Annotated in this window: 21 protein-coding genes and 1 tRNA gene; 14 read left to right on the top strand and 8 right to left on the bottom strand. The window is 42.4% G+C overall.

Translation table 11 applies throughout. From position 1 onward, the window contains the following. Positions 1 to 44: 44 nt before the first annotated feature. The gene (locus M8998_RS06570) at positions 45 to 2,258 is read right to left on the bottom strand and encodes a RelA/SpoT family protein (RefSeq protein ID WP_249991558.1); all 2,214 of its coding nucleotides are present in this window, start codon (positions 2,256 to 2,258) and stop codon (positions 45 to 47) included. 146 nt (positions 2,259 to 2,404) lie between these two features. Between M8998_RS06570 and M8998_RS06565 the strand changes: the two genes are divergently transcribed. The 6 genes from M8998_RS06565 (at position 2,405) to M8998_RS06540 (ending at position 6,569) form a co-directional block, all read left to right on the top strand. Further along, positions 2,405 to 3,037, top strand: coding sequence for a DUF4294 domain-containing protein (locus M8998_RS06565; RefSeq protein ID WP_249991556.1), 633 nt, complete (start codon positions 2,405 to 2,407; stop codon positions 3,035 to 3,037). Positions 3,038 to 3,162: 125 nt separating this feature from the next. Then, complete coding sequence (gene bshB1, locus M8998_RS06560; protein WP_249991554.1) at positions 3,163 to 3,882, top strand: bacillithiol biosynthesis deacetylase BshB1; 720 nt, start codon at positions 3,163 to 3,165, stop codon at positions 3,880 to 3,882. 152 nt (positions 3,883 to 4,034) lie between these two features. Beyond that, positions 4,035 to 4,108 (top strand) — tRNA-Arg (locus M8998_RS06555). A gap of 75 nt (positions 4,109 to 4,183) precedes the next feature. Beyond that, a complete protein-coding gene (locus M8998_RS06550; RefSeq protein WP_249991552.1) occupies positions 4,184 to 4,762 on the top strand; it encodes an adenylate kinase in 579 nt (192 codons plus the stop codon). Positions 4,763 to 4,787: 25 nt separating this feature from the next. After that, positions 4,788 to 5,786: a GTPase ObgE gene (obgE, locus tag M8998_RS06545; RefSeq protein ID WP_249991550.1), complete on the top strand. Its 999-nt coding sequence runs from the start codon at positions 4,788 to 4,790 to the stop codon at positions 5,784 to 5,786. Positions 5,787 to 5,792: 6 nt separating this feature from the next. Then, positions 5,793 to 6,569 carry a TIGR02757 family protein gene (locus M8998_RS06540; RefSeq protein ID WP_249991548.1) on the top strand — a complete coding sequence of 259 codons (777 nt, stop codon included), beginning with the start codon at positions 5,793 to 5,795 and terminating at the stop codon, positions 6,567 to 6,569. Here the strand turns inward: M8998_RS06540 and gap are convergent. The 4 genes from gap to M8998_RS06520 all read right to left on the bottom strand — a co-directional run bounded on the left by gap (position 6,546) and on the right by M8998_RS06520 (position 12,236). Then, positions 6,546 to 7,562: a type I glyceraldehyde-3-phosphate dehydrogenase gene (gene gap, locus M8998_RS06535; protein ID WP_249991546.1), complete on the bottom strand. Its 1,017-nt coding sequence runs from the start codon at positions 7,560 to 7,562 to the stop codon at positions 6,546 to 6,548. The genes M8998_RS06540 and gap overlap by 24 nt on opposite strands. Positions 7,563 to 7,567: 5 nt before the next feature. Continuing rightward, positions 7,568 to 8,176, bottom strand: a complete 609-nt coding sequence (locus M8998_RS06530; protein ID WP_249991545.1) for a peroxiredoxin family protein — start codon at positions 8,174 to 8,176, stop codon at positions 7,568 to 7,570. A 363-nt stretch (positions 8,177 to 8,539) separates the two neighbouring features. After that, positions 8,540 to 11,551 carry a protein translocase subunit SecDF gene (gene secDF, locus M8998_RS06525; protein ID WP_249991543.1) on the bottom strand — a complete coding sequence of 1,004 codons (3,012 nt, stop codon included), beginning with the start codon at positions 11,549 to 11,551 and terminating at the stop codon, positions 8,540 to 8,542. Positions 11,552 to 11,768: 217 nt separating this feature from the next. Then, the gene (locus M8998_RS06520) at positions 11,769 to 12,236 is read right to left on the bottom strand and encodes a hypothetical protein (protein ID WP_249991541.1); all 468 of its coding nucleotides are present in this window, start codon (positions 12,234 to 12,236) and stop codon (positions 11,769 to 11,771) included. Positions 12,237 to 12,425: 189 nt separating this feature from the next. Here M8998_RS06520 and guaB point away from each other — a divergent pair, with 189 nt between their 5' ends. After that, positions 12,426 to 13,901 carry an IMP dehydrogenase gene (gene guaB, locus M8998_RS06515; RefSeq protein ID WP_249991539.1) on the top strand — a complete coding sequence of 492 codons (1,476 nt, stop codon included), beginning with the start codon at positions 12,426 to 12,428 and terminating at the stop codon, positions 13,899 to 13,901. 246 nt (positions 13,902 to 14,147) lie between these two features. After that, entirely contained in the window at positions 14,148 to 14,276 is a 129-nt protein-coding gene (locus M8998_RS16280) for a 30S ribosomal protein THX (protein WP_349665650.1), read from the top strand. A 59-nt stretch (positions 14,277 to 14,335) separates the two neighbouring features. Here M8998_RS16280 and lysS read toward each other — a convergent pair whose 3' ends face one another. Beyond that, positions 14,336 to 16,057, bottom strand: a complete 1,722-nt coding sequence (lysS, locus tag M8998_RS06510) for a lysine--tRNA ligase (protein ID WP_249991537.1) — start codon at positions 16,055 to 16,057, stop codon at positions 14,336 to 14,338. Between the two features lie 200 nt (positions 16,058 to 16,257). Between lysS and M8998_RS06505 the strand changes: the two genes are divergently transcribed. The 6 genes from M8998_RS06505 to M8998_RS06480 all read left to right on the top strand — a co-directional run bounded on the left by M8998_RS06505 (position 16,258) and on the right by M8998_RS06480 (position 21,290). Continuing rightward, positions 16,258 to 16,506, top strand: coding sequence for a type B 50S ribosomal protein L31 (locus M8998_RS06505; RefSeq protein ID WP_284040135.1), 249 nt, complete (start codon positions 16,258 to 16,260; stop codon positions 16,504 to 16,506). Positions 16,507 to 16,646: 140 nt separating this feature from the next. Then, a complete protein-coding gene (locus M8998_RS06500) occupies positions 16,647 to 17,864 on the top strand; it encodes a putative sugar nucleotidyl transferase (protein ID WP_249991533.1) in 1,218 nt (405 codons plus the stop codon). Between the two features lie 5 nt (positions 17,865 to 17,869). Beyond that, positions 17,870 to 18,637 (top strand): triose-phosphate isomerase, encoded by a 768-nt coding sequence (tpiA, locus tag M8998_RS06495; RefSeq protein ID WP_249991531.1) that lies wholly within the window; start codon positions 17,870 to 17,872, stop codon positions 18,635 to 18,637. A gap of 6 nt (positions 18,638 to 18,643) precedes the next feature. Continuing rightward, a complete protein-coding gene (prmA, locus tag M8998_RS06490; protein WP_249991530.1) occupies positions 18,644 to 19,486 on the top strand; it encodes a 50S ribosomal protein L11 methyltransferase in 843 nt (280 codons plus the stop codon). Between the two features lie 18 nt (positions 19,487 to 19,504). Beyond that, positions 19,505 to 20,875 carry a Mur ligase family protein gene (locus M8998_RS06485; protein ID WP_249991528.1) on the top strand — a complete coding sequence of 457 codons (1,371 nt, stop codon included), beginning with the start codon at positions 19,505 to 19,507 and terminating at the stop codon, positions 20,873 to 20,875. An 85-nt stretch (positions 20,876 to 20,960) separates the two neighbouring features. After that, a complete protein-coding gene (locus tag M8998_RS06480; protein WP_249991526.1) occupies positions 20,961 to 21,290 on the top strand; it encodes a helix-turn-helix domain-containing protein in 330 nt (109 codons plus the stop codon). A gap of 73 nt (positions 21,291 to 21,363) precedes the next feature. Here M8998_RS06480 and M8998_RS06475 read toward each other — a convergent pair whose 3' ends face one another. Next, positions 21,364 to 21,507 (bottom strand): hypothetical protein, encoded by a 144-nt coding sequence (locus M8998_RS06475; protein ID WP_249991524.1) that lies wholly within the window; start codon positions 21,505 to 21,507, stop codon positions 21,364 to 21,366. 326 nt (positions 21,508 to 21,833) lie between these two features. After that, complete coding sequence (locus M8998_RS06470) at positions 21,834 to 22,958, bottom strand: CofH family radical SAM protein (RefSeq protein ID WP_249991522.1); 1,125 nt, start codon at positions 22,956 to 22,958, stop codon at positions 21,834 to 21,836. Positions 22,959 to 23,108 lie beyond the last annotated feature (150 nt).

Below are 23,108 nucleotides of genomic sequence, written 5' to 3'. Positions count from 1 at the left end.
CCAGTGCACAGTCACAATAAAATGAGTGCATAATGAATCACACGCTAATTTCTGGTTTCGGCTTCGTAACGTGATACACTGGTGATTCCTGGTATGCGCATCACATTGCTAATCAAGTTGTCTAGCTGTTCAATATCATTCACAAATACCATAATATTGCCTTCAAAAATCCCTTCGTTACTGGATATAGATAGCGACCGGATATTGACGTTGAAGTTTCTGGAAATGACGGTCGTGATTTTATTGACCAGACCAACGTCATCGATCCCGACAATGCGAAGCCCTGTTAGGAAAGAAACGTTTCCTTGAGAAGAAGACCACTGCGCCTTTAGAATCCGGTAGCCATAGTTCGCCATAAGTCGAGAGGCGTTCGGACAACTGGTTCGGTGGATCTTGATTCCGTCATTCACTGTTAGAAAACCAAAAATATCATCACCAGGGATTGGGTTACAACATGGAGCGAGGGTATAGTCAATCTTTTGCAGATCGTCGCCAATCAAAATCGTATCCATGTCCTTTTTGTTGATCTTATCGACCAAGCCCGTGACATGGGACTGAAATTGGTTGTTATTCGCATCTTCAGACTTTTCTGAAGCAGCAAATTCTCTCAGATTCTTAATATCAATCGTACCCTTAGCTACTTGAAAAAACAAGTCCTGAGAACTCGCAAACTTAAAGTGGTTTGCAATTTTATTGATGTTATCGGTGTTGTACGTTATTTTTAGAGACTTGAGTTTTCTTTCCAGAATTTCCTTCCCATCTTCCGCTACGCGTCTTTTCTCCTCCTTCAAAGAGGATTTGATCTTTGAACGCGCTTTTGCCGTGACCACAAAGTTAAGCCAATCCTCTTTCGGACTTTGCTTAGCCGAAGTGATGATCTCTACCTGATCCCCATTGTGTAGATGGTGAGACAGCGGAACTAACTTATGATTTACCTTCGCACCGATACAGGTAGCACCAATGTCGGAGTGAATCTCAAAGGCAAAGTCGAGCGCAGTTGCATCATGGGGTAGCTGCACCAAGGTACCTTTGGGCGTAAAGATGAAGATCTCGTCTGAGAAGAGATTCATCTTAAAATCGTCCACGAAGTCGATGGCATCTGGCTCAGCAGTACTTAATACATCACGTACTTTCTGAATCCACTGATCCAGCCCACTGTCTGAATTTGATTCCTTATATTTCCAATGTGCTGCAAATCCTTTTTCGGCAATTTCATTCATGCGTTTGGTGCGGATTTGTACCTCCACCCATTGGCCGCGAGGGCCCATCAAGGTGGTGTGCAGCGATTCATAGCCATTTCCTTTTGGCGACGAGATCCAATCGCGTAAACGGTCGGGATTTGGACGATAAAGATCCGTTACAATAGAATATACCTTCCAGCATTCCGTCTTCTCTTTCTCGTCGGCGGTGTCAATGATTACGCGAATGGCAAAAAGATCGTATACCTCTTCAAAAGGGATGGATTTCTTGCGCATCTTATTCCAGATCGAATGGATGGATTTAGGGCGGCCAAATACATTGGCTGTAATACCTTCCCCGGCCAAGATTTCTTTGATGGGTGAGACGAAGCTGGCGATGAACTTCTCGCGCTCGGCCTTCTTCTCATTCAGCTTTCTGGCAATAAACTTATAGGTGTCAGGATCTGTGTATTTCATGGACAGATCTTCCAACTCCGATTTTATGGCATACAGACCCAAACGATGTGCAAGCGGCGCATACAAATAACTGGTTTCCGAAGCGATTTTAAGTTGCTTATGCCGCGCCATGAATTCCATGGTACGCATATTGTGCAATCGGTCCGCAAGCTTTATTAAGATAACGCGAACGTCGTCTGCCAGCGTAAGAAGCATTTTACGGAAGTTCTCGGCCTGAATGGAACTATTGGTGTCAAAGATGCCGGAGATCTTCGTTAATCCATCGATGATGCGTGCTACCTTTTTTCCAAACTGCTGTTCAATGGCCTCAACCGTCATGCTGGTATCTTCCACCACATCGTGTAATAGCGCACACACGATGGAGGTGGTGCCTAATCCAATCTCTTCCGCAGCAATCTGTGCTACTGCGATCGGATGATAAATGTAAGGTTCGCCAGACTTGCGGCGCATATCTTTATGACTTTCCAAGGATAAGTCAAAGGCTCGGCGGATTTCCTGTTTGTCCCCCCGTTGTAACGTGGGCTTACATGCTCGTAACAGTGCTCGATATCGTTTCCTAATCTCCTTGTTTTCCGCCTCAATATCAATCACATATTCTTCCATATCATCTCCCAAAGGTTGTGAGTTGTTTCAAATTACTTTATCTTTACTAGTTAAAGAGGGTGTATTAAAGTAGCATGATTTTTGTTAGAAATAAATTTAAGGAAAATCTGTGTATATTTAAAATGAATTTGCGATTTAATTCGTGTATGAGAGTCTTGATTAGTGCGGTTGCGACGCTTGTTTTACTTCCTTTGATAGGTCATACTCAACAGTTGACGATGCCCCATTATGGTGGGGGTCAGGCTCAGGTTGTAGATACCTATCAGACGGTACGCCTAGAGACGGGCGAGGTAGTGCCCACCTTTCTTATTCCAGAAGTAGTAATTGTCGCTTTTCGACCTTGGAAGAGCGAAGAGGAGCGTATGCAATATCTTCGTTTAAAGAGAAATGTGCTCCGTGTGCTTCCATATGCTATGTATGCGCAAAAACGGTACGCTCAGTTGGATCGTGATTTGGCACTTGCGCAGAATAGAAAGGAAGAGCGCAGGCTAGTGAAGGAATGTGAGCATGAGATCAAGCATAAAATCACATCAGAAGTGAAAAACCTTTCCATCAGCCAGGGTAAGATATTGATTAAGCTCATCGAAAGACAGACTGGAAATACCAGTTATGAGTTGGTTAAAGAGATGAAAGGTGGTGTTGCCGCCTTTGTATACCAAGGTGTTGCCCGTGTGGTAGGGCACAATCTAAAAAGTTCGTACAATCCACAAGAGGATTTCGTTATTGAGACGATTATCCGGGAGTACGAACAGGCCAGACCGATGGCTGGGAATCGCTAATTACTACCTATTTATTAAAACGTATTAGTTTTTGTGAAGTTAGATCTCTGATTTCACAATTTCTCCACATAACTATGCGTTTAAACATTATATTTGTCCCTATTTTTAAACAATAATCTACCCGTATGGAATTGGATTTGATGGTGATAACAGTGCATCCTGATGATGCGGAGCTTGGTGCTGGTGGTACAATTGCGAAGTATGTGGCAGCAGGGAAGAAGGTCGGGATCGTGGATATGACGCGTGGCGAACTAGGTACGCGCGGAACGGCTGAAACGCGCGCCGCCGAAGCACAGGCTGCAGCAGATATTTTGGGAGTAACACTGCGTGTTAATTTGGGATTGAAAGATGGTTTTTTTGAGAATGACGAAGCGCATCAGCTAGCAGTAATTCGATGTATTCGAAAATACCGTCCCGAGATTGTAATCACCAATGCAGTGGATGACCGGCATCCAGATCATGGGCGTGCGAGCAAGCTCGTTAATGACGCGTTGTTTCTGTCTGGTTTAAGGCGCATTGAAACGCGGGATGACGAAACTGTTCAAGAGAGCTTTCGTCCACGACTACAGCTTCAATTGATACAGGATAAATATATTCAACCAGATATTATTTTAGATATCACGCCTTATTGGGAGATCAAGAAGCAATCCATATTGGCGTATACTACACAATTCAATGCTGCTGCAGATAGTGATGAGCCGCAAACCTATATCTCGACGCCAGACTTTATTCAATACACCGAAGGAAGGGCCCGGGAATTTGGCCGTAGCATTCAAGCGACTTATGGTGAGGGTTTCACAAGCAGGAAGTTGTTAGGCGTTGATGATTTGTTTTCTCTGCGTTAGCTATTCATTATGAAGCAGTTTCTGCTGCTATCCCGACCCGTACTACACATTCAGGGCGGGCTTTGATGAAAAAATATTTGTTAGCAAAAAGCATTTTGCTATATTTGCAACACCAAAACAAAACGGGCACAACTCTTTATGCTTTGGAAGCGGCGCTCATAGCTTAATTGGATAGAGCACCTGACTACGGATCAGGAGGTTAGGGGTTCGACTCCCTTTGAGCGCACTTAGTTAACATCAAAGCCTAATTCGATCCACGGATTAGGCTTTTATTTTGCAATAAACAAAATAACAGAACGTTATGTTAAACCTTGTAATTTTTGGCCCTCCTGGTGCAGGTAAGGGGACACAGTCGGAAAAACTAATCGCTCAATATGGATTACATCATATCTCTACAGGAGATATGTTTCGTGCTCATATTAAAAACGAGACCGAGCTGGGCAAGAAGGTAAATCAGATTATCGCTGACGGTAATTTGGTGCCTGATTCGATTACTATCTCTATGCTGGAGCAGGAGATCAATGAGCATCAAAATGCTAAGGGCTTTATCTTTGATGGTTTTCCGCGAACGGTGGCTCAGGCAGAAGCATTGGATCAATTTTTAGAATCTAATGGACAGCCGATCAGCACAGTGTTGGCGCTGGACGTCAGCGAAGAAGAATTGACGGCACGTATTGCCAAAAGACAAGAAGTGTCTGGCCGTGCCGATGATGCAGCAGACAAGTTGAAAAAACGTATTGAAGAGTATTTTAGCAAGACAATACATGTGTTGCCATACTACGAACAACAGGGTAAATTAAATAAGATCGATGGTATTGGAGAGATCGACGAAATATTCGTCGCTTTATCTAAAGTGATTGATACACACAAAGTAGGGTAATCTACAGGTAATTTTTAATATTGATATGGCACAGGGTTCTAATTTTGTTGATTATGTAAAGGTATGTTGTCGTTCTGGCCACGGAGGTGCAGGCTCGGCGCATCTGCATAGAGACAAGACTACCGCCAAAGGCGGTCCCGATGGCGGCGATGGCGGTCGTGGGGGTCATATCATTTTGAAAGGTTCTACCAATCACTGGACCTTGCTGCATTTAAAATACCGTAAACACATTATCGCTGCCGATGGCGAACGAGGCGGAAGCGCGTTGAAATCTGGCGCTACCGGTAAGGATGAGATTCTGGAAGTGCCTTTGGGTACAATTGCCAAAAATGCAGAAACGGGTGAGGTACTTTTCGAAATTACGGAAGAGGGCGAAACAAAAATTCTGACTCCAGGTGGTAAGGGTGGTTTAGGCAACTGGCATTTCAAAACACCTACACAGCAAACTCCACGCTATTCGCAGCCCGGAATTCCCGGAAAAGAAGAGTGGATGATTCTGGAACTGAAAGTGCTTGCTGATGTTGGCTTAGTAGGATTTCCAAATGCGGGGAAGTCAACTTTGCTATCTGTGGTCTCCGCGGCCAAGCCAGAAATTGCTGATTATCCATTTACCACCATTGTGCCTAACCTAGGAATTGTATCTTACCGCGACAGCAAATCTTTCGTGATGGCAGATATTCCTGGTATTATTGAAGGGGCATCGGAAGGTAAGGGCTTAGGCTACCGCTTTCTAAGACATATTGAACGCAATTCGGTATTGCTGTTTATGGTACCGGTAGATACGGATCGAACCATCTCGGAAGAGTATGATATTTTGCTGCGAGAGCTAACGGCATACAATCCAGAATTGGTCGATAAGCCACGTTTATTGGCGGTGACAAAAGCAGATATGCTGGATGAGCAGTTGGAAGAAGAGATGAAAGCGCAAATTCCGCAAGATATCCCTTATTTATTCATCTCCTCCGTAACCGGAAAAAACATTCAGCAGCTCAAAGACGCTATCTATAAACAGATTGTAGGTTAATTTCGTATGGCTCATTTTGATTTAAAAGAGTTTTTGGATCAAAAAGTGGCCGAATACAATCGCCCTGGCTTTATCGAATCAGATCCTATTGCTATTCCACATCGTTTTACTTTAAAGCAGGATGTGGAGATCATGGGGCTCTTTGCGAGTATTTTGGCGTGGGGTCAGCGCAAAACCATTATCAACAAATGTACTGAACTAATAGCACGTATGCAGGGCGAACCTTATGCCTTTGTGCTACATCATTCTGATCAGGATCTTGCTGGCCTTCTTGGATTTAAACATCGTACTTTCAACGATACCGATCTGCTTTATTTTATCTCGTTTCTGCGTCATCATTATGCGCAGCATGATTCCCTAGAAATGGCATTCATTTGGGGACAAGAAGAACAGGCGGAGGTATCTGTGGAGCAGGCCCTGAATTATTTTAAATCTTACTTTTTCTCTTTATTGGATTATCCCGAACGCACGCGCAAGCACATCAGCTCGCCCGTACAGAAATCCAGCTGCAAGCGTTTGAACATGTTTTTGCGCTGGATGGTACGCCAGGATGAGCAAGGTGTAGACTTCGGAATTTGGTCGAAAATACGACCTGCCAACTTGGTCTGTCCCTGCGATGTGCATGTAGAGCGGGTAGGAAAGAAATTAGGGCTGATTACGACTCCAACCGTCAACTGGAATATGGCCATGGAATTGACTCGCCAACTTCGCTTGTTGGATGCTCAGGATCCCGTAAAATATGATTTCGCACTATTTGGATTAGGCGTCGAGGGTCGTCTCTAAGCGATTTAAGATCTGAACAATATCGACCATACGATTAGAATATCCGTATTCATTATCGTACCAACCTACCACCTTTACTAAACCACCCACAACAGAGGTAAGCTGTGCATCAAATACGCAGGAGTAGGGATTATTGATAATATCCACGGATACAATTGGATCTTCCGTGTAATACAATACATTTTTTAAGTCACCGTCAGCCGCAGCTTGGAACTTTTTATTGATTTCTGCTACGGTAGTCGATTTTGCTAAGGTACAGGTGAAATCGGTTAGCGAACCATTTAGTACAGGTACACGGATGCCTGCACCACCTAACTTCCCTTCCAGATGTGGAAATACATTAGTGATGGCTTTTGCCGCGCCGGTTGATGTGGGGATGATTGAAGTAGAAGCGGCACGTGCGCGGCGAAGATCCCGATGCGGTGCATCATGCAGGTTTTGATCTCCCGTCATGGAGTGCACTGTGGTGATGTAGCCGTCTTGTATGGACCAATTATCGTCCAGGATTTTGACCAAGGGTGCCACATTATTGGTGGTACAGGAAGCATTAGAAAATATCGGAGCACTCCAGTCAAATGTTGCATCGTTAATCCCTAATACAACCGTCGGAATCTCTTTGTCCGGCGACGGGGCGGAGATGACTACTTGCTGGGCACCTGCAGTAATGTGTTTTGCGGCAGCAGCTGAAGTCGTAAAATGACCGGTAGCTTCTATGACCAGATCTATTCCTAAAACGGACCATGGCAGACGTGCGGGATCTTTTTCATTATAAACCTGGATGGATTGGGCTCCGATTTCCAAATAACTATCTCGATGCGCAACCGGAAAATTTGCCGGACCGTGTACCGAGTCGTATTTAAAGAGATGAGCAAGCGTTGCAGCATCTGCCAGATCATTGATGGCGACAACAGTTACTCCTTCCAGCTCACGTTGAATAAGATGACGCAGGGTATGCCTACCTATTCTTCCAAACCCATTAATAGCAATCCTCATCGTTCTTATTGTACGAATGCTTTTAAAATGTCATCGATATTTTTTTCTCCAACCCAATACGTTTTTAAATTACCATCTGCTCCGTACACGTAATTTGCAGGGAACATTTTGGGAATATGAAATTTACGGATAAACTCCTGATCTCGGTCATACAGTACTTCCACATTAGATTTGCCATCTAACTCTTTGCCGAATGACGGAAGGAAGTTTACCATCAATCCGGGGTCGTTCATGGAGATATATAACAGGTTGACGTCTTTAATTTTTTCGTAGTTTTTAGCTAATGCTTGTGTCTCTTGCTGGCAATGTCCGCAAGAGGGGTCGAACAAGATGAATACGGTATTTTTACTACTTGGGATGTCACTTTTCTCGAAGCCAAAACCAGATTTTACTTTGTAAAATTTGAAGTCTGGAATGCTAGCAGCGGGATCTTGCTCTTCTGGTTGAGCCGGTGGAGGAGTTTGTGTATGTGGCGTCGATGCGGCAGTTTGTGCGCTGTGATCGTGTCCTTCATGCGGATCTGTAGAAGTCGTCTTGCTATCTGAACCACCGTTATTACATGCGGCCAAACCAAGGGCCAATGCCAAACTCAATACTGAAAATTTACCTTTCATAAACTGCCTTATAAATGCTGGTCAAAGCTAAAGAAAAATGAGGAATATCCCGAATATAGGTTTCTGTTTAATTAAATAGGTATAACATATAAACGTAAAAATAGGATCGCTTTTGGGTTATCTAAGGGGGAGTTTACCTGATTAAACCGGATATAAAAAAAGCATTCCCAATCGGGGAGAATGGGAATGCTTAACTAACCAATTATTAACCTAAAATTATGAATAGTCAAATATACGGCAAGCGACAAGCTATTGCAAGTGCTTTAACTATTCTTAACCCTTATATCACATCGTAATGAAAAAGAGCAGGCTTCCTGTTTCCAGAAAGCCTGCTCTTTATTAATGCTAATAGCTTATACTTGATTAGCTTGTTACTGTTTTTACTTCTTTCACTTTTGGAGCGATCTCTTGTGCAGCATTTTCTTCTGGTGTCAAATCGTACATGCTTGGTGCAGCGATAAAGATAGAAGAATAAGTAGCTACAATAATACCGATCAAGATCGCAAAAGAGAAGCCTCTGATAACTTCACCACCGAAGATGAACAATACGGCCAATACAAAGATCAAAGTTAATGAGGTAATGATCGTACGACTTAATGTAGAGTTGATCGCTCTGTTGATGGTGCTACCTAAGTTTTCATTCTTCCCGAAAGGCTTCGTTAAGTATTCACGAAGACGGTCAAATACGACCACGGTGTCATTCACAGAGTAAGCTAATACCGTCAATAAAGCAGCCACGAAATGCTGATCAATATCTAAGGAGAATGGTACCAATCCATCTAATGCAGAGAAGATACCTAGCAATACGATACCATCATGTGTGGTGGAGATTGCTGCAGATACGGAGTACTGCCATCTGCGGAAACGAAGCAAAATGTAGGCGGCAATAATTAGAATAGAGAATACCGCAGCGTAGATTGCACGATCGCGAATGTCGCTGGCAATTGAAGGACCTACTTTTTGCTGGGATAAGATCTCATAATCGTTGGCACCTACTTGAGATAAACCTTCGTTTAATTTCGCTAATACTTCTCCATCAGCTTCATCGCTGGTTTCTTCGATATGGTAGGTCGTCGTTACTTTGATTTGGTTTTCACTACCAAATGTTTTCACCTCGGTTGTTAATCCAAATACCTCATCCAAATTCCGGCGTACATCTTCTAGATTTACATTGTTATCATAACGAACCGTATAGGTGCGACCACCTTGGAAGTCTACACCCAGAGAGAATCCTTTGGTGAAGATCGAGATGATACAGAGCACAGATACTACTGCAGAGATCATATAGTACACTTTTCTTTTCGCTACAAACTGGAAGTTCGCATTTTTAAGCGTATTAGCAGACCAAGGAAAAGAAAGTGAAATCTTTTTGTCTTTGTCCAAAAGGTACTCAAAAATCAAACGGGAGATAAAGATCGCCGTGAAAAGTGAAGTAACAATACCAATCATCAACGTAGTGGCAAAACCTTGGATAGGTCCGCTACCAGTGAAGAACAAGATCACACCAACGAGCAATGTCGTGATTTGTGAATCGAGAATCGATGGCATGGCATGTTTATAACCGTCTGCGATGGCTTGACGCATTGATTTACCTAAGCCCAATTCTTCACGGATACGCTCATAAATCAGTACGTTGGCATCTACCGCTGTACCCATGGTTAATACGATACCAGCAATACCAGGTAGTGTCAATACGGCGTTTAGCGAAGCTAGAATTCCTAACAAGAAAAACACGTTGAATACCACGGCGATGTTAGCAGCGATACCCGCACGGTTATAGTATGCAATCATGAACACCATCACGACAGCGAAACCAATCACTGCTGAGTTTACACCAGCATCGATGGCTGCCTGACCTAATGAAGGTCCTACAATCGCTTCCTCTACGATTTTTGCGGTAGTTGGAAGGCGACCTGCTTTCAATACGTTGGCTAAATCTTTGGTATCTTCGATCGTGAAGTTTCCGGAGATCGAAGAGTTACCTCCAGGGATTTCTTCATTCACCGTAGGTGCTGAGTACACTACGCCGTCTAAGATAATAGCTATCGATGCATTACTTTGAGCGGCCTGTGCGGTGATACGTCTCCACTGACGTGCGCCTTCAGCATTCATTCCCATAGAGACTACCGGTCTGTTGCTTTGGTCAAAATCGTCACGTGCTTCTGTAATTACATCGCCTGTAAGTACTGCGCCGCTCTCCGTGTTGTTTGTTTTAATAGCAAACAACGACAAGAAATCTGGGGAGTTATGCTCCGGTTTTACCGACCACATAAATTTTAGATTCGAAGGAATCATTGAACGTACTTCCGGACGATTCAAGTATTGATTTACGCGTGCTGTATCTTTCAAATGAGCATAACCCACTGTGGCGCCTGGCGTTAAAGATGGTTGCCCATTTTGACCCTGATACACGGATGGATTAAGCACTGCGAAAAGCGGATTTTGTTCTGCTAATTGCCCTAGAGCTGCAGCAGAATCCGTATCGGTTGTTTTTGCGCCAAGATTAGCCAATAGGTTGGCATCAGAAGCCGTTGTGTCTGTAGCAGTGCTGTCTGCTTTAGCTACTGATGAAACAGTTTTAGAACTCGATTTATCGTTACGTAATGCCGCAGCTAAGCTCTTATCGATGTTTTCCAATAAAGGATAAACATCCGGGTTGCTGTGCGTTTCAAAAAACTCCAATTTTGCAGATCCCTGCAATAATTTACGTACGCGATCTTCATCCTTGATACCAGGAAGCTCCACCAAAATACGGTTCGTACCTTGTTGAATCTGGATATTTGGAGAAGCTACACCGAATTTGTCGATACGGGTACGTAATACTTTGTAAGAATTCTCGATGGCATTATCTGCTTCACGTTTAAGGAATGTGCGAACTTGTCCTTCCGAACTATTTGCACTAATGGAAGCCGCATTATCTTTTGTTGCAAAGAATGACGCGATAGGAGTACCCGATCCAGAAGCTTTGTATTCTTCTACAAATAAATCGATCAATGAGGTGTTGGTTGATCTACTTTTTGCTACGGCAGTTTCCAACGATTTGTTGAAAGCCTGATCCTTTGGATTATTGGCCAGGTTGCGGATCAACTCATCTAATGAGATCTCCATAGTGACGTTCATACCACCTTTAAGATCTAGTCCTAAAGCGATTTCACGTGCTTTTGCTTCGCGATAGGTATACTTCGCTACACCAAGGTTGTACACCACTTGTCCGGCAACCGAATCCAAATACGCTTTTTCTTTGAGCATATCGCCCTGCGCGTATTCTGCGGCATCGCTTTCCACTTTTCTGGTTACAAAAGTGAAAGATAGGGAGTAGAGGCATGCTAATGAAACCACTACTACCAAAAATTTAATCAGCCCTTTACTCTGCATTTCTATCAGTCGTTATAATTATGATTTGTTGTATTTTCAGTTTAATAATAAAAATATTCAAGATTTGCAAAGGTATAAAAAAAAGGAAAAAACAAGAGCATTATCACAAACAATTGACGGTTAAGTTTGTGTTGCTCATAATTATAGGCTTACGCCAAAATAAAACGCTCCTTTTGCTAAGCAAAAGGAGCGCTGTATCAAGTAGGTTATCGATCTACTAGTTCAACGTGAATTTCAAACCGATACTGAAACGAGCTGGCTCGAAGTGCGAGCGGTTTGTAAGATTCCAATTAGGCTTCCAGTCAAAGTGCATAGCTAAAGGAGCCTGCGGTACTTTAAATTCTAGACCAGCTGCTGGACGGATTGCGAAAAATGATCTTTCATTTGCGAATAAAACTTGAGGGCCTACACCTAAGTACCACGTTAATCCGTTGGCACCCGCGATCGCTTGGTTGTATGAGTAATCTACGCCTAATATAGTAGCGCCACCACCGAACAATACTTGTGCATTACCCGCATTATTTCCGCCGAAGTTATGTTTGATCTGTGGTCCTACGAATGTACGGCCATCCCCTAAATCAATTCCTAAACCAAGTGCTGTTCCATAAGGAGTCTGTGCTTTTGCTTCCTGTGCGCCAAATGCCAAGGCAATAGCCGCACCTAATGATAGTAGTACTTTTTTCATATTTGTTTTATTTTGATGACTAAAATTATTGTAACCGATATGGCGACCGTTGCGCAATTATCTTGCCAAAAAGATCTCAATGAGGGAGTTTATTGCATATTTAAATAATTAAATTGATATTTTTTTTGACATTGTATCAAATATTTAGTAGTTTTGCCTGGCAAATAGAAATCCCTTAGATATTTGCCCATGCAATTAGACCCACACAAATTTGTAGCAGAAGGACTTACTTACGACGATGTGTTATTAATTCCGGCTTTTTCGGAAATATTACCTCGCGACGTGGATACGAGTACCTATCTTACCCGTAAAATCAAAATTAATATTCCATTAGTTTCCGCTGCGATGGATACCGTTACTGGTGCTGATCTGGCTATTGCTATTGCGCAAGCTGGCGGTATCGGTATGTTGCACAAGAACATGACCATCCAAGAGCAGGCTGCCGAAGTGCGTAAGGTAAAGCGCTCAGAGAGTGGAATGATTCAGGATCCCGTTACTTTAAATATTAATGCCACCGTAGGTGACGCTTTCCAGATCATGCGTGACCACAAAATTGGTGGAATACCAGTGATTGATACCGATGGGAAATTACAGGGTATCGTTACCAATAGGGATCTTCGTTTTCAGAAAGATATGGGTCTCCCAATTGCTGAGTTGATGACCAAAACAAATTTGGTGACGGCGCCAGAAGGAACTGATCTGATTCGGGCCGAGGAGATCTTGCACGATTACAAAATTGAAAAGCTGCCAGTTGTCGATAAAAATGGCATCTTGAAAGGCCTAATTACATTTAAAGATATTCAGAAATACAGACATTACCCTAATGCAGCTAAAGATGAGCATGGTCGCCTGCTAGTTGGTGCTGCGGTAGGCGTTACGCCGGATACCATAGAGCGGGTGGATGCCTTGGTAAAAGCAGGAGTAGACGTGGTAACCATTGATACGGCACATGGCCACTCATTGGGCGTTATCAATAAGCTGAAAGAGGTAAAAGCAGCCTACCCGAATCTGCAAGTGATCGTGGGTAATATCGCCACAGGACAGGCCGCTAAGGATTTGGTAGAAGCTGGAGCAGACGCTGTAAAAGTGGGTATTGGTCCAGGATCTATTTGTACTACCCGGATCATTGCTGGCGTAGGTGTTCCGCAATTATATGCGGTATATGAAGTGGCCAAAGCATTGGAAGGAACGGGGGTGCCATTAATTGCCGACGGTGGTATAAAACAAACGGGTGATATCGCAAAAGCGATCGCAGCCGGGGCTAGTACCATCATGGCAGGTTCTCTATTTGCGGGGGTAGAAGAAGCCCCTGGCGAAACGATTATATACGAGGGTCGGAAATTTAAATCCTACCGTGGAATGGGCTCTGTAGAAGCGATGGAAAAGGGTTCTAAGGATCGTTACTTCCAGGACGTAGAAGAGGATATTAAAAAATTGGTACCAGAAGGTATTGTAGGTCGTGTTCCGGTCAAAGGAACATTGGCAGAGGTGGTATATCAATATATTGGTGGCTTGCGCGCATCTATGGGTTACTGTGGTGCTAAGAATATTGAGCGTTTGAAAGAAGCACAATTCGTCAAAATCACAGGTGCTGGTTTACGGGAATCGCATCCACATAATATTCAAATCACGAAAGAAGCGCCAAACTATAATAGTCGTGGATAAGGTTTTTCTCTATTAGATAATGGATCCCGCTCTGAAAGGAAGCGGGATTTTTTATTTTTGCTAGTTGACCATCAGAGCGTTGATGTCTGTATTGGCTTGATGGCCTGCGTAATCTATAACGTTTTTACTTACTAATTAGAGGGTTAGTTTGCTGGAGGAGGATCGCTGTATTTGTGTAGTTCACAAAAAATGAATACATTGCTAATAGAGCGTTCAAATCATAATGTTCATTAAATTTTAGAAACTATGGGTAAAGGTGATAAGAAAACTAAAAAAGGAAAAATCATTGCAGGGTCTTATGGAAGAAGTAGACCCGGAAAAAGGACAGAAGGGCGAAAGCCTTCAGATACAACTGCTAAGCCAGTAGAAGAATAATAATAAGGGGAGAACATTTCGTTCTCCCCTTATTATTATATTGAATAAGTAGCACGTGTTTATTGTGCAGCAGCAAACCATGCCGCCACTTCTTCTTTCGAAGGCATTGACAGATCCAATTTCAATTTTTTGCGCATCCCGCCCAAGTCGTTAAAGACTTTATTAGGATTCGCTTCTTTCAATGACTCAATGGTTTCAAAACCCATTTTTTGCAAAACAGGTACCCAGCCAGCTGGAATTCCCAATGCCGCAAACTCTTCTTCCGTAGATACCTTACTTATTTTTTCTGGGCGCATTTGAGGGAAAAACAAGACTTCTTGAATCGAAGCGTTATTGGTTAGAAACATGATCAAACGATCCATTCCAATTCCTAGGCCCGAGGTAGGCGGCATGCCATACTCCAACGCCCGTAGAAAGTCCTGATCAATAAACATAGCCTCGTCATCACCTTTCTCCGAAAGGGTTAGTTGATCTTCAAAACGCGCGCGCTGATCGATTGGATCATTCAGCTCCGAATAGGCATTGGCAATCTCTTTACCGCATACCATCAATTCGAATCGCTCCGTCAACTCCGGGTTATCCCGATGTTTTTTTGTTAGTGGCGACATTTCGATAGGGTAATCGGTGATGAATGTCGGTTGGATAAAATTACCTTCACATTTCTCTCCAAAAATCTCGTCGATCAATTTACCTTTTCCCATGGTGTCGTTTACAGCGATTCCCATTCCGCGGGCAGCTTCGCGAAGTTCTTCTTCCGATTTTCCAGAGATATCGAAACCAGTGAACTGTTTGATGGCATCCGTCATGGTAACGCGTACAAATGGCGCTTTGAAGTCAATTGTCTGCTCACCAAAAGTGGCTTTAGAAGTGCCATTTACGGCGATAGCACAATGCTCCAATAATTTCTCGGTGAAGTTCATCATCCAATGGTAATCCTTGTAAGCCACATAGATTTCCATGACCGTGAATTCTGGATTGTGCGTGCGGTCCATACCTTCGTTGCGGAAGTTCTTGGAGAACTCATATACGCCATCAAAACCACCAACAATCAGACGTTTCAAATACAATTCATTGGCAATACGTAGATAAAGTGGGATATCTAGGGCATTATGATGGGTCACAAATGGGCGTGCAGCGGCTCCGCCTGGTATGGATTGCAATACCGGAGTTTCTACTTCCATATAACCTGCATCATTGAAAAACTGACGCATAGCACTATATAATTTGGTGCGCTTTACAAAGGTTTCTTTGGTTTGCGTATTCACAATCAAATCCACGTACCGCATACGGTAACGTTGCTCTGGATCGGTGAATGCATCATATATCTTGCCTTCTGCTTCTTTGACGATAGGTAGCGGACGCAAGGCTTTGGTGAGTACTTTCAATGCTTGCACATGAATACTGATTTCGCCGGTTTGCGTGGTAAACACGTATCCTTGTATCCCGACGATGTCGCCAATATCTAGCAGTTTTTTGAATACGGTGTTGTATAAGGATTTATCTTCTCCGGAGCAAATATCATCGCGCTTCACATACGCCTGGATACGGCCGGTAGAATCTTGAAGCTCTACGAACGATGCGCTGCCCATAATGCGGCGGCTCATAATGCGTCCTGCAAAACTAATATTCTTGTAGTTTAACTTATCTCTTTCGTAATTCTCCGTGATATCGGCTGCGGTTACATTGACCTCAAACTCCTCCGCAGGATAAGGGTTTATACCTAAATCGATGATACCCTGAAGATTTTGCCTGCGTTGCTGTTCCTGTGCGGAAAGTGCCATATTATTTCTATTTCTTATTTTTAACCTAGTGCAAATTTAGAAAATTTAAGGGTTTTTTTGGCTTAAAATTGCTTTGTATGGCTACTCGGGTTAGCCTAAAACATAGAGCAATAATATTTGTTCAAAATATTTGAATATATATAGAGAATACGTTAACTTTGCACCTCAATTATTGAGTATACAAGTAATCATAAGATAAAATGAAAAAAGATTTGCATCCATCAAACTACAGATTAGTTGTTTTTAAAGACATGTCTAACGACTACTCTTTCATTACAAAATCCTGTGTAGATACTAGAGAAACGACCACTTGGGAAGATGGGAACGAGTATCCATTGGTCAAATTGGAGATTTCTCATACCTCACACCCATTTTATACTGGTAAAATGAAATTGGTTGATACGGCTGGACGTATCGATAAATTCCGTAGCCGTTACAACAAGAAGTAATCTTCTGGCACGACATATTTATACATATACGAGTCTCGACCGATAAGGTCGAGACTTTTTTTTATGCCGTTACCAAGCCAATAAAGAGTGCATCTCTGGGATGATGTACGAGCTCTGCGTTAGTTTTGTATCTTTACCCTATGATCGACGCTATTTTTCTATTTGATGATGCGGCCTGGCGAAAACAGTTATTGCCGCTCGTGGCTACTCGTCCGGTGTCTGATTTGAGAGTCGGAATTTATACGATCGCGCAGAAATGGTCTTTACTTACCAATGGTCGATCCATTTCATACCTCACTGTAGATTATTTGCGCGAGAAATACACAAAAGCATCGCAATACCCTGATTCCGCATACGTCATAAAAGGAAATGTTATACCCGATAGGGAGCTTGTGGAGCGGGTGAATAATTTGCCAATCGGCTCTGTATTGATGAAAGACGGAGAATGGATTGCCTGTCATGCTTTGAATTTGAGCAATTTCACAGAGGCAATAGTATCTGCTTTTACTGTTGTAGGCTTTGACGGATCTATTGTAAGTATAGAGCACCCGGAAGATATTTATCTCACGAATGCGGGCGAGATTAATTCGGACTTGGTACATGGTCAGCATGCTGCTAATGCGGTCTCTTTGCCAGAAGGAAATACATTATACGGCAATCAACTCTTTTTAGAGGGGACACCATCGTTTCGCGGTGTGTCAATTCATACAGAAGAAGGGCCCGTTTACATTGGAGCAGGCGTTGTGATTGAAGATGGTGTGTATATCAAAGGGCCGGTAGCGATATGTGCTGGCGCCCGAGTGAAGACCGGAGCTCGTTTGTATCCCAACGTAACCATAGGGCCAGGAGCTACTGTTTGCGGTGAAATAAATAATACGGTTATCTGGGGAAATTCTGCTAAAGGACATGAAGGTTATCTGGGTTGTGCCGTCATTGGTGAGGGATGTAATTTAGGGGCAGGTACTTCCAATTCCAACCTACGAAACGATTGGAAGAATGTTCGCTTGTATGATTATTCATCCGAAAATTATCGGGATACGGGGTTGCTGAAATGCGGACTTATTATGGGCGATTTTGCTATGGCCGCGATACATACACGGTTTACAACCGGTACGGTGATTGGAGTGGGAGCACAGCTGGCCTTGTCGCGATTTATTCCCAAATTTGTGCCTGACTTTCTCTGGCTTACCGACGAGCGATCCGAAGCCTATCAGTTGGATAAGTTTATTGCCATGTTAGTACGTAGAGATGCTAAAAAAATTAATACGATGAATCTTGTGGATTCACGTATATTTGAGTGTCAGCATGCTTTAACAGAAAATTTAAGAAAAAAATATTTATATAGTTTATCAAAATAAAAATTATGCGTAAGAATATCGTTGCAGGAAACTGGAAAATGAATTTAGACTATGAGCAGGGTGTTAGTCTGTTCTCAGAAATTGTGAACATGGTGAAGGATGAAGTAGTGGGTTCCCAAGAAGTAGTGGTATGTAGTCCGGCTATTCATTTATCTAGTATTGCAAAACTTTCTTCCGGTGTCAACAATGTACACATTGGTGCACAAAACATTCATGAAGCAGAGTCAGGCGCTTATACTGGAGAGATTTCTGCTTCACAGGTGAAATCTGTTGGCGCCAATCATGTGATATTGGGACACTCTGAGCGTCGTGCTTTTTTTAAAGAAACTGATGCCCTGTTGGCAGAGAAAGTAAACGCAGCATTGAAACATCAGTTGACTCCGATCTTTTGTATTGGTGAGACGAAAGAAGAGCGTGAATCAGGACGTTTTTTTGACGTGATCAAAACACAACTAGAAGCGGGTTTATTCCATCTGTCTGCGACCGATTTCGAGCGCGTTGTATTGGCATATGAGCCGGTATGGGCTATCGGTACAGGGTTAACAGCTTCGCCGGAGCAAGCACAGGAAGTGCATGCATTTATCCGCAAAACTGTAGCAGAGCAATATGGAGAGGCTATTGCTGAAGATACATCCATTCTATACGGTGGAAGTTGTAACCCATCTAATGCACAAAATTTGTTTTCACAGAAAGACATCGATGGAGGCCTTATTGGTGGCGCATCGTTGAAATCGCGTGACTTCTTGGATATCGCGAAGGTATTCAATGCTTAATATTATATGAAATATACATCAGTCACTTTTTCTTCCTCTACTATCGAGGATTGGCAAAAGGATCTACTGATCGCTGAATTAGGAGATATAGGCTACGATACGTTTGAATATACGACCGACGGATTTGTAGCCTATATTCCGGCAGCTAATCTAGATATCCCCGCATTAGAGAGTCTATTGGTTCGCGAGGCAGAAGGGTATGAGGTAGATTACGAAGTTCAGGAGGTGGAGGAACAGAATTGGAATGTGCTGTGGGAAAGCAATTTTCAACCTATTACGGTAGACGGACGTTTGTACGTACGTGCTACTTTTCATACCCCACAACCTCAGTATGAATATGAGATTGTAATCGATCCGAAGATGTCTTTCGGTACTGGGCATCACCAGACCACGGCTATGATGCTTTCTTACATCTTAGACGCCGACTTGGACGGAAAAGCAGTGCTGGATATGGGATGTGGTACCGGTATTTTAGCCATTGCCGCAGCCAAACGTGGCGCTAGTTCTATTCTTGCGGTAGATTACGATGAGATCTGTGTGAGTAGTGTGGCGGAAAACAGTGCACTAAATGAGATTACTAAGATTGAGGCCGCGTTGGGTTCTCAAGAACAGATCGCCGGTAAATCTTTTGATGTAATCTTGGCTAATATTAATCGGAATATTCTACTGGATCAGTTAGAAAGCTACAGCGAGAGCTTATCGTCTGATGGGAAACTGTACATTTCAGGTTTTTACGAGGGCGAGGATTTAGACATTTTAAAACAAAAGGCGCAATCGGTTGGTTTGGTCTTTAATGACCAGAAGGTGTTAGATCGTTGGTGTTCTGCGATGTTTGTAAAAAATAGCTAGATAGGATAGGAAAAGGATATGCGCGTACATTTTATAGCGATAGGCGGCAGTATCATGCACAACTTAGCCATTAATCTGGCTGAGCAAGGGCATCAAGTCACCGGATCAGATGATCAGATCGTGGAGCCCTCTAAATCACGTTTGGAAAAAGCCCATCTTTTCCCAAAGGAATTGGGATGGTTTCCTGATCAAATTACGGAAGAGCTGGATGCTATTATTTTGGGTAAACATGCCTCAGAAGATAATTCAGAGCTGAAAAAAGCACGGGAATTGGGGGTGAAGATTTATTCATACCCTGAATTTGTGTACGAGCAAAGCGTGAATAAAACACGTGTAGTCATTGCTGGCACTTATGGCAAAACGACCGTCACGAGCATGATTATGCATGTGTTGCGACAGATGGGCGTCGAATTTGATTATTTAGTAGGAGCACATCTGGAGGGATTTGATTCTCTGATAAAGCTGACCAATACGAGTCCTTTAATCATTATCGAAGGAGATGAGTATTATGCATCTACGTTGGATAATCGTTCTAAATTTCACCTGTACCGCCCTAATATTGCTTTAATTACCGGGATTGAATGGGATAGCTTTCGCACAGTTATATCCAGCGAAGATTATTTCCAGCAGTTTCGTAAGTTTATCGAAAGCATCACTCCAAAAGGAACGTTGATTTATAATAAAGACAACGCCAGTTTGCATCAAATCTTGGAAGAGACCAAAGATTTAAAAATCAATAGACACGGCTACAAATTACCAGATTATAGCATCAATAAAGGCGTTACGTCGGTATCTGTTTGTGGACACGAGTACCCGTTAAAAGTTTTTGGTAAGCACAACCTGTCGAATATTGTGGGTGCGTATACGGTATGCGAATGGCTTGGTGTGAAACGAAAAGAGTTTTATCATGCAATACAAGACTTTAAAAGTTCCATCCGTTATTTGGAGTTTGTTGCCAGTGGTAATGGGAGCGTGGTGTATCAGGATTTTGCACATAGCCCATCGAAGGTGAAATCTAGCATTCATGCTATCAAAGAGCAATTTCCTGCCAAAGCACTGGTTACTTTCATCGAGCTGAATCCTTATGATGCTATCGAAGATGATATTATGAAACAGTATCAGCATAGTATGCAAGAGTCGGATCACGCAGTCGCTTTTGTTAATATAAATTCATATAAAGAAAAAAATATTACCACCAATCTTTTAGAGCACAATCTTGCTAAAGCGTTTGATCACCCATCTTTCCACATTATCAGCGATATAGGTGAGCTAGAATCCTTTTTGGAATCTTTTCGTTCTAATGGGTATAACTTGCTTTTTATGAGTTCAAACACCCATAATGGGGTCAATATGGCTAGTTTGGCAGATAAATTTTTGAAAGAGACGTAGAATTTCCTTATTTTATTTCTGCGTTTTATGTTTTTTAGTTAAATTTGCTCTATCTGCTATAAACAAAAGAGTACAAAATTTATCTATGAACACATTAGGAAAAAAAATTAGACTATTAAGACATCAGCGAGGCTGGAGTCAAGAAGATGTAGCCAAGAGACTAGACATCTCTATTCCGGCGTTTTCAAAAATCGAAACTGGTATCACCGATGTTAACCTTTCTCGTTTAAATCAAATAGCAAACCTTTTCGAGCTTAGTCTTGTATTGTTGCTATCTGACGCCGATTCGGAAGAAAGTAAAGGTGTTCAGGAGGAGATGAAAGAATTGGGAAAAAGACTGCAAACACGTGAGCTAGAAGTGATCGAATTGCAGAAGAAAGTAATTGATCTTTATGAGCAACTACATAAAAGATAAAATTTTTAAATAGAAAAGACAGGCTAATTTAGCCTGTCTTTTCTAGAAGCATTTGGTGTTTGCTAGTAAACCATTAAAAATTGTCGTCGTCGTCGAAATCGTCATCACCAACCACATCTAATCCTTCAATATCCAAGTCATCGTCGAACTCATTATCGTCGTCTTCGGGTCCGTCGAAGTTGAATAACTTCTCATCTTCTAAAAAGCTTTTTTCCATCGTTTCCATCACGTTTTCCATTGAGCAGGTATGTCTTTTTTTTTGTAAAAATATATAAGAAAAATAGATTTAACCAGTTTTTTACAAAAAAATATAATCTGAAAATCAGTTAGTTATCGATCTTTTTTTGCAGATGAATATGGAATGGCATTTTCTAGCACATAATGATACCAATGTGTGGGATTGGAGTTCACCCGTAAAAAATTAAACACTGCCTGATAGACATGTGACCACAAGGCTTGAGTACACTTAATACATGTATGTGCTATTGCTTAGCTATCTTAAGTGTTATTCTTACCATAGGATTACGTGGGAGCGATCGTAGATTAGTAATCAATCACCTGTACTTCCATCTGCTCTGGCATGGTGCGGAAATCGTAGACTTGGTTGCGTAATTGCGGTTCAAAGCCAGCTTCTTTGATCGACTCCTGAATAGAAGTAGACGTAAAACGATGCGGTGCACCGGCGGCTGAAACTACATTTTCTTCAATCATGATCGATCCGAAGTCATTTGCGCCAGCATGCAAACACAACTGTGCGGTGCGCTTACCGACTGTGAGCCAAGAAGCTTGAATATTTTTAATATTCGGCAACATAATCCGACTGAGGGCAATCATTCGTATGTACTCATCACCCGTCACATCATTGGTGATACCACGTAGGCGTTTCAGTAGCGTTCCATCATCCTGAAAAGGCCAGGGTATGAAGGCAACAAATCCGTAATGGCCTTCTGGTTTCTCTTGCTGCACTTCTCGTACCCATACGAGATGCTCAAAGCGTTCTTCAATTGTTTCAATATGGCCAAACATCATGGTTGCTGAAGTGGGCAGATTAATCTGGTGAGCAGCGCGCATCACATCCAACCATTCTTGTCCGCCACATTTTCCTTTAGATATTAACCGACGAACCCGATCATTCAAGATTTCTGCTCCGGCACCTGGCAAGGAGTCTAACCCAGATTCTTTGAGGGAACGCAGCACCTCAATATGCGATAGGTTTTCGAGCTTAGCAATATGGGCTATCTCAGGTGGGCCTAAAGAGTGTAAGCGCAGATTTGGATAAAGAGATTTGAGTTCTTTGAAAATATTAGCGTAAAAGGATAATCCTAAATCGGGGTGATGGCCACCTTGTAGTAGTAATTGATCTCCCCCAAATTTGAAAGTTTCTTCAATCTTTTGCTTATAGGTTTCGATGTCCGTAATATAACTATCGGCATGGCCAGGCCGGCGAAAAAAGTTGCAAAACTTGCAATTCGCAATACACACGTTTGTTGTATTTACATTGCGATCTATCTGCCAGGTGACTTTGCCATGCGGAACTTGAATTTTTCTCAATTCGTTAGCCACGTAAGCCAGGTCAGCAGTCGGGGCATTATGATAAAGAAAAACACCTTCCTCTTGCGTAAGGAAGTCAAACTTTAAGGCACGCTCTAATAAATTATTCACTTTCATCTAATAACAAAGATACAGGATTTTGGGGATAAGTAAAGAGCGTGCTTGCGGTACATATTAATTATGAACTCGTGCTGACAAGTAGTCTGTACGTTATAAAAAATCTCTTCTTTGATAGTGTATAATTTACACTATGGTTTTTATGTTGTG

The sequence above is a fragment of the Sphingobacterium sp. lm-10 genome (genome assembly GCF_023554555.1).
In the GTDB taxonomy this organism is placed as follows: Bacteria; Bacteroidota; Bacteroidia; order Sphingobacteriales; family Sphingobacteriaceae; genus Sphingobacterium.
This window is presented reverse-complemented; position numbering and strand designations above follow the sequence as displayed.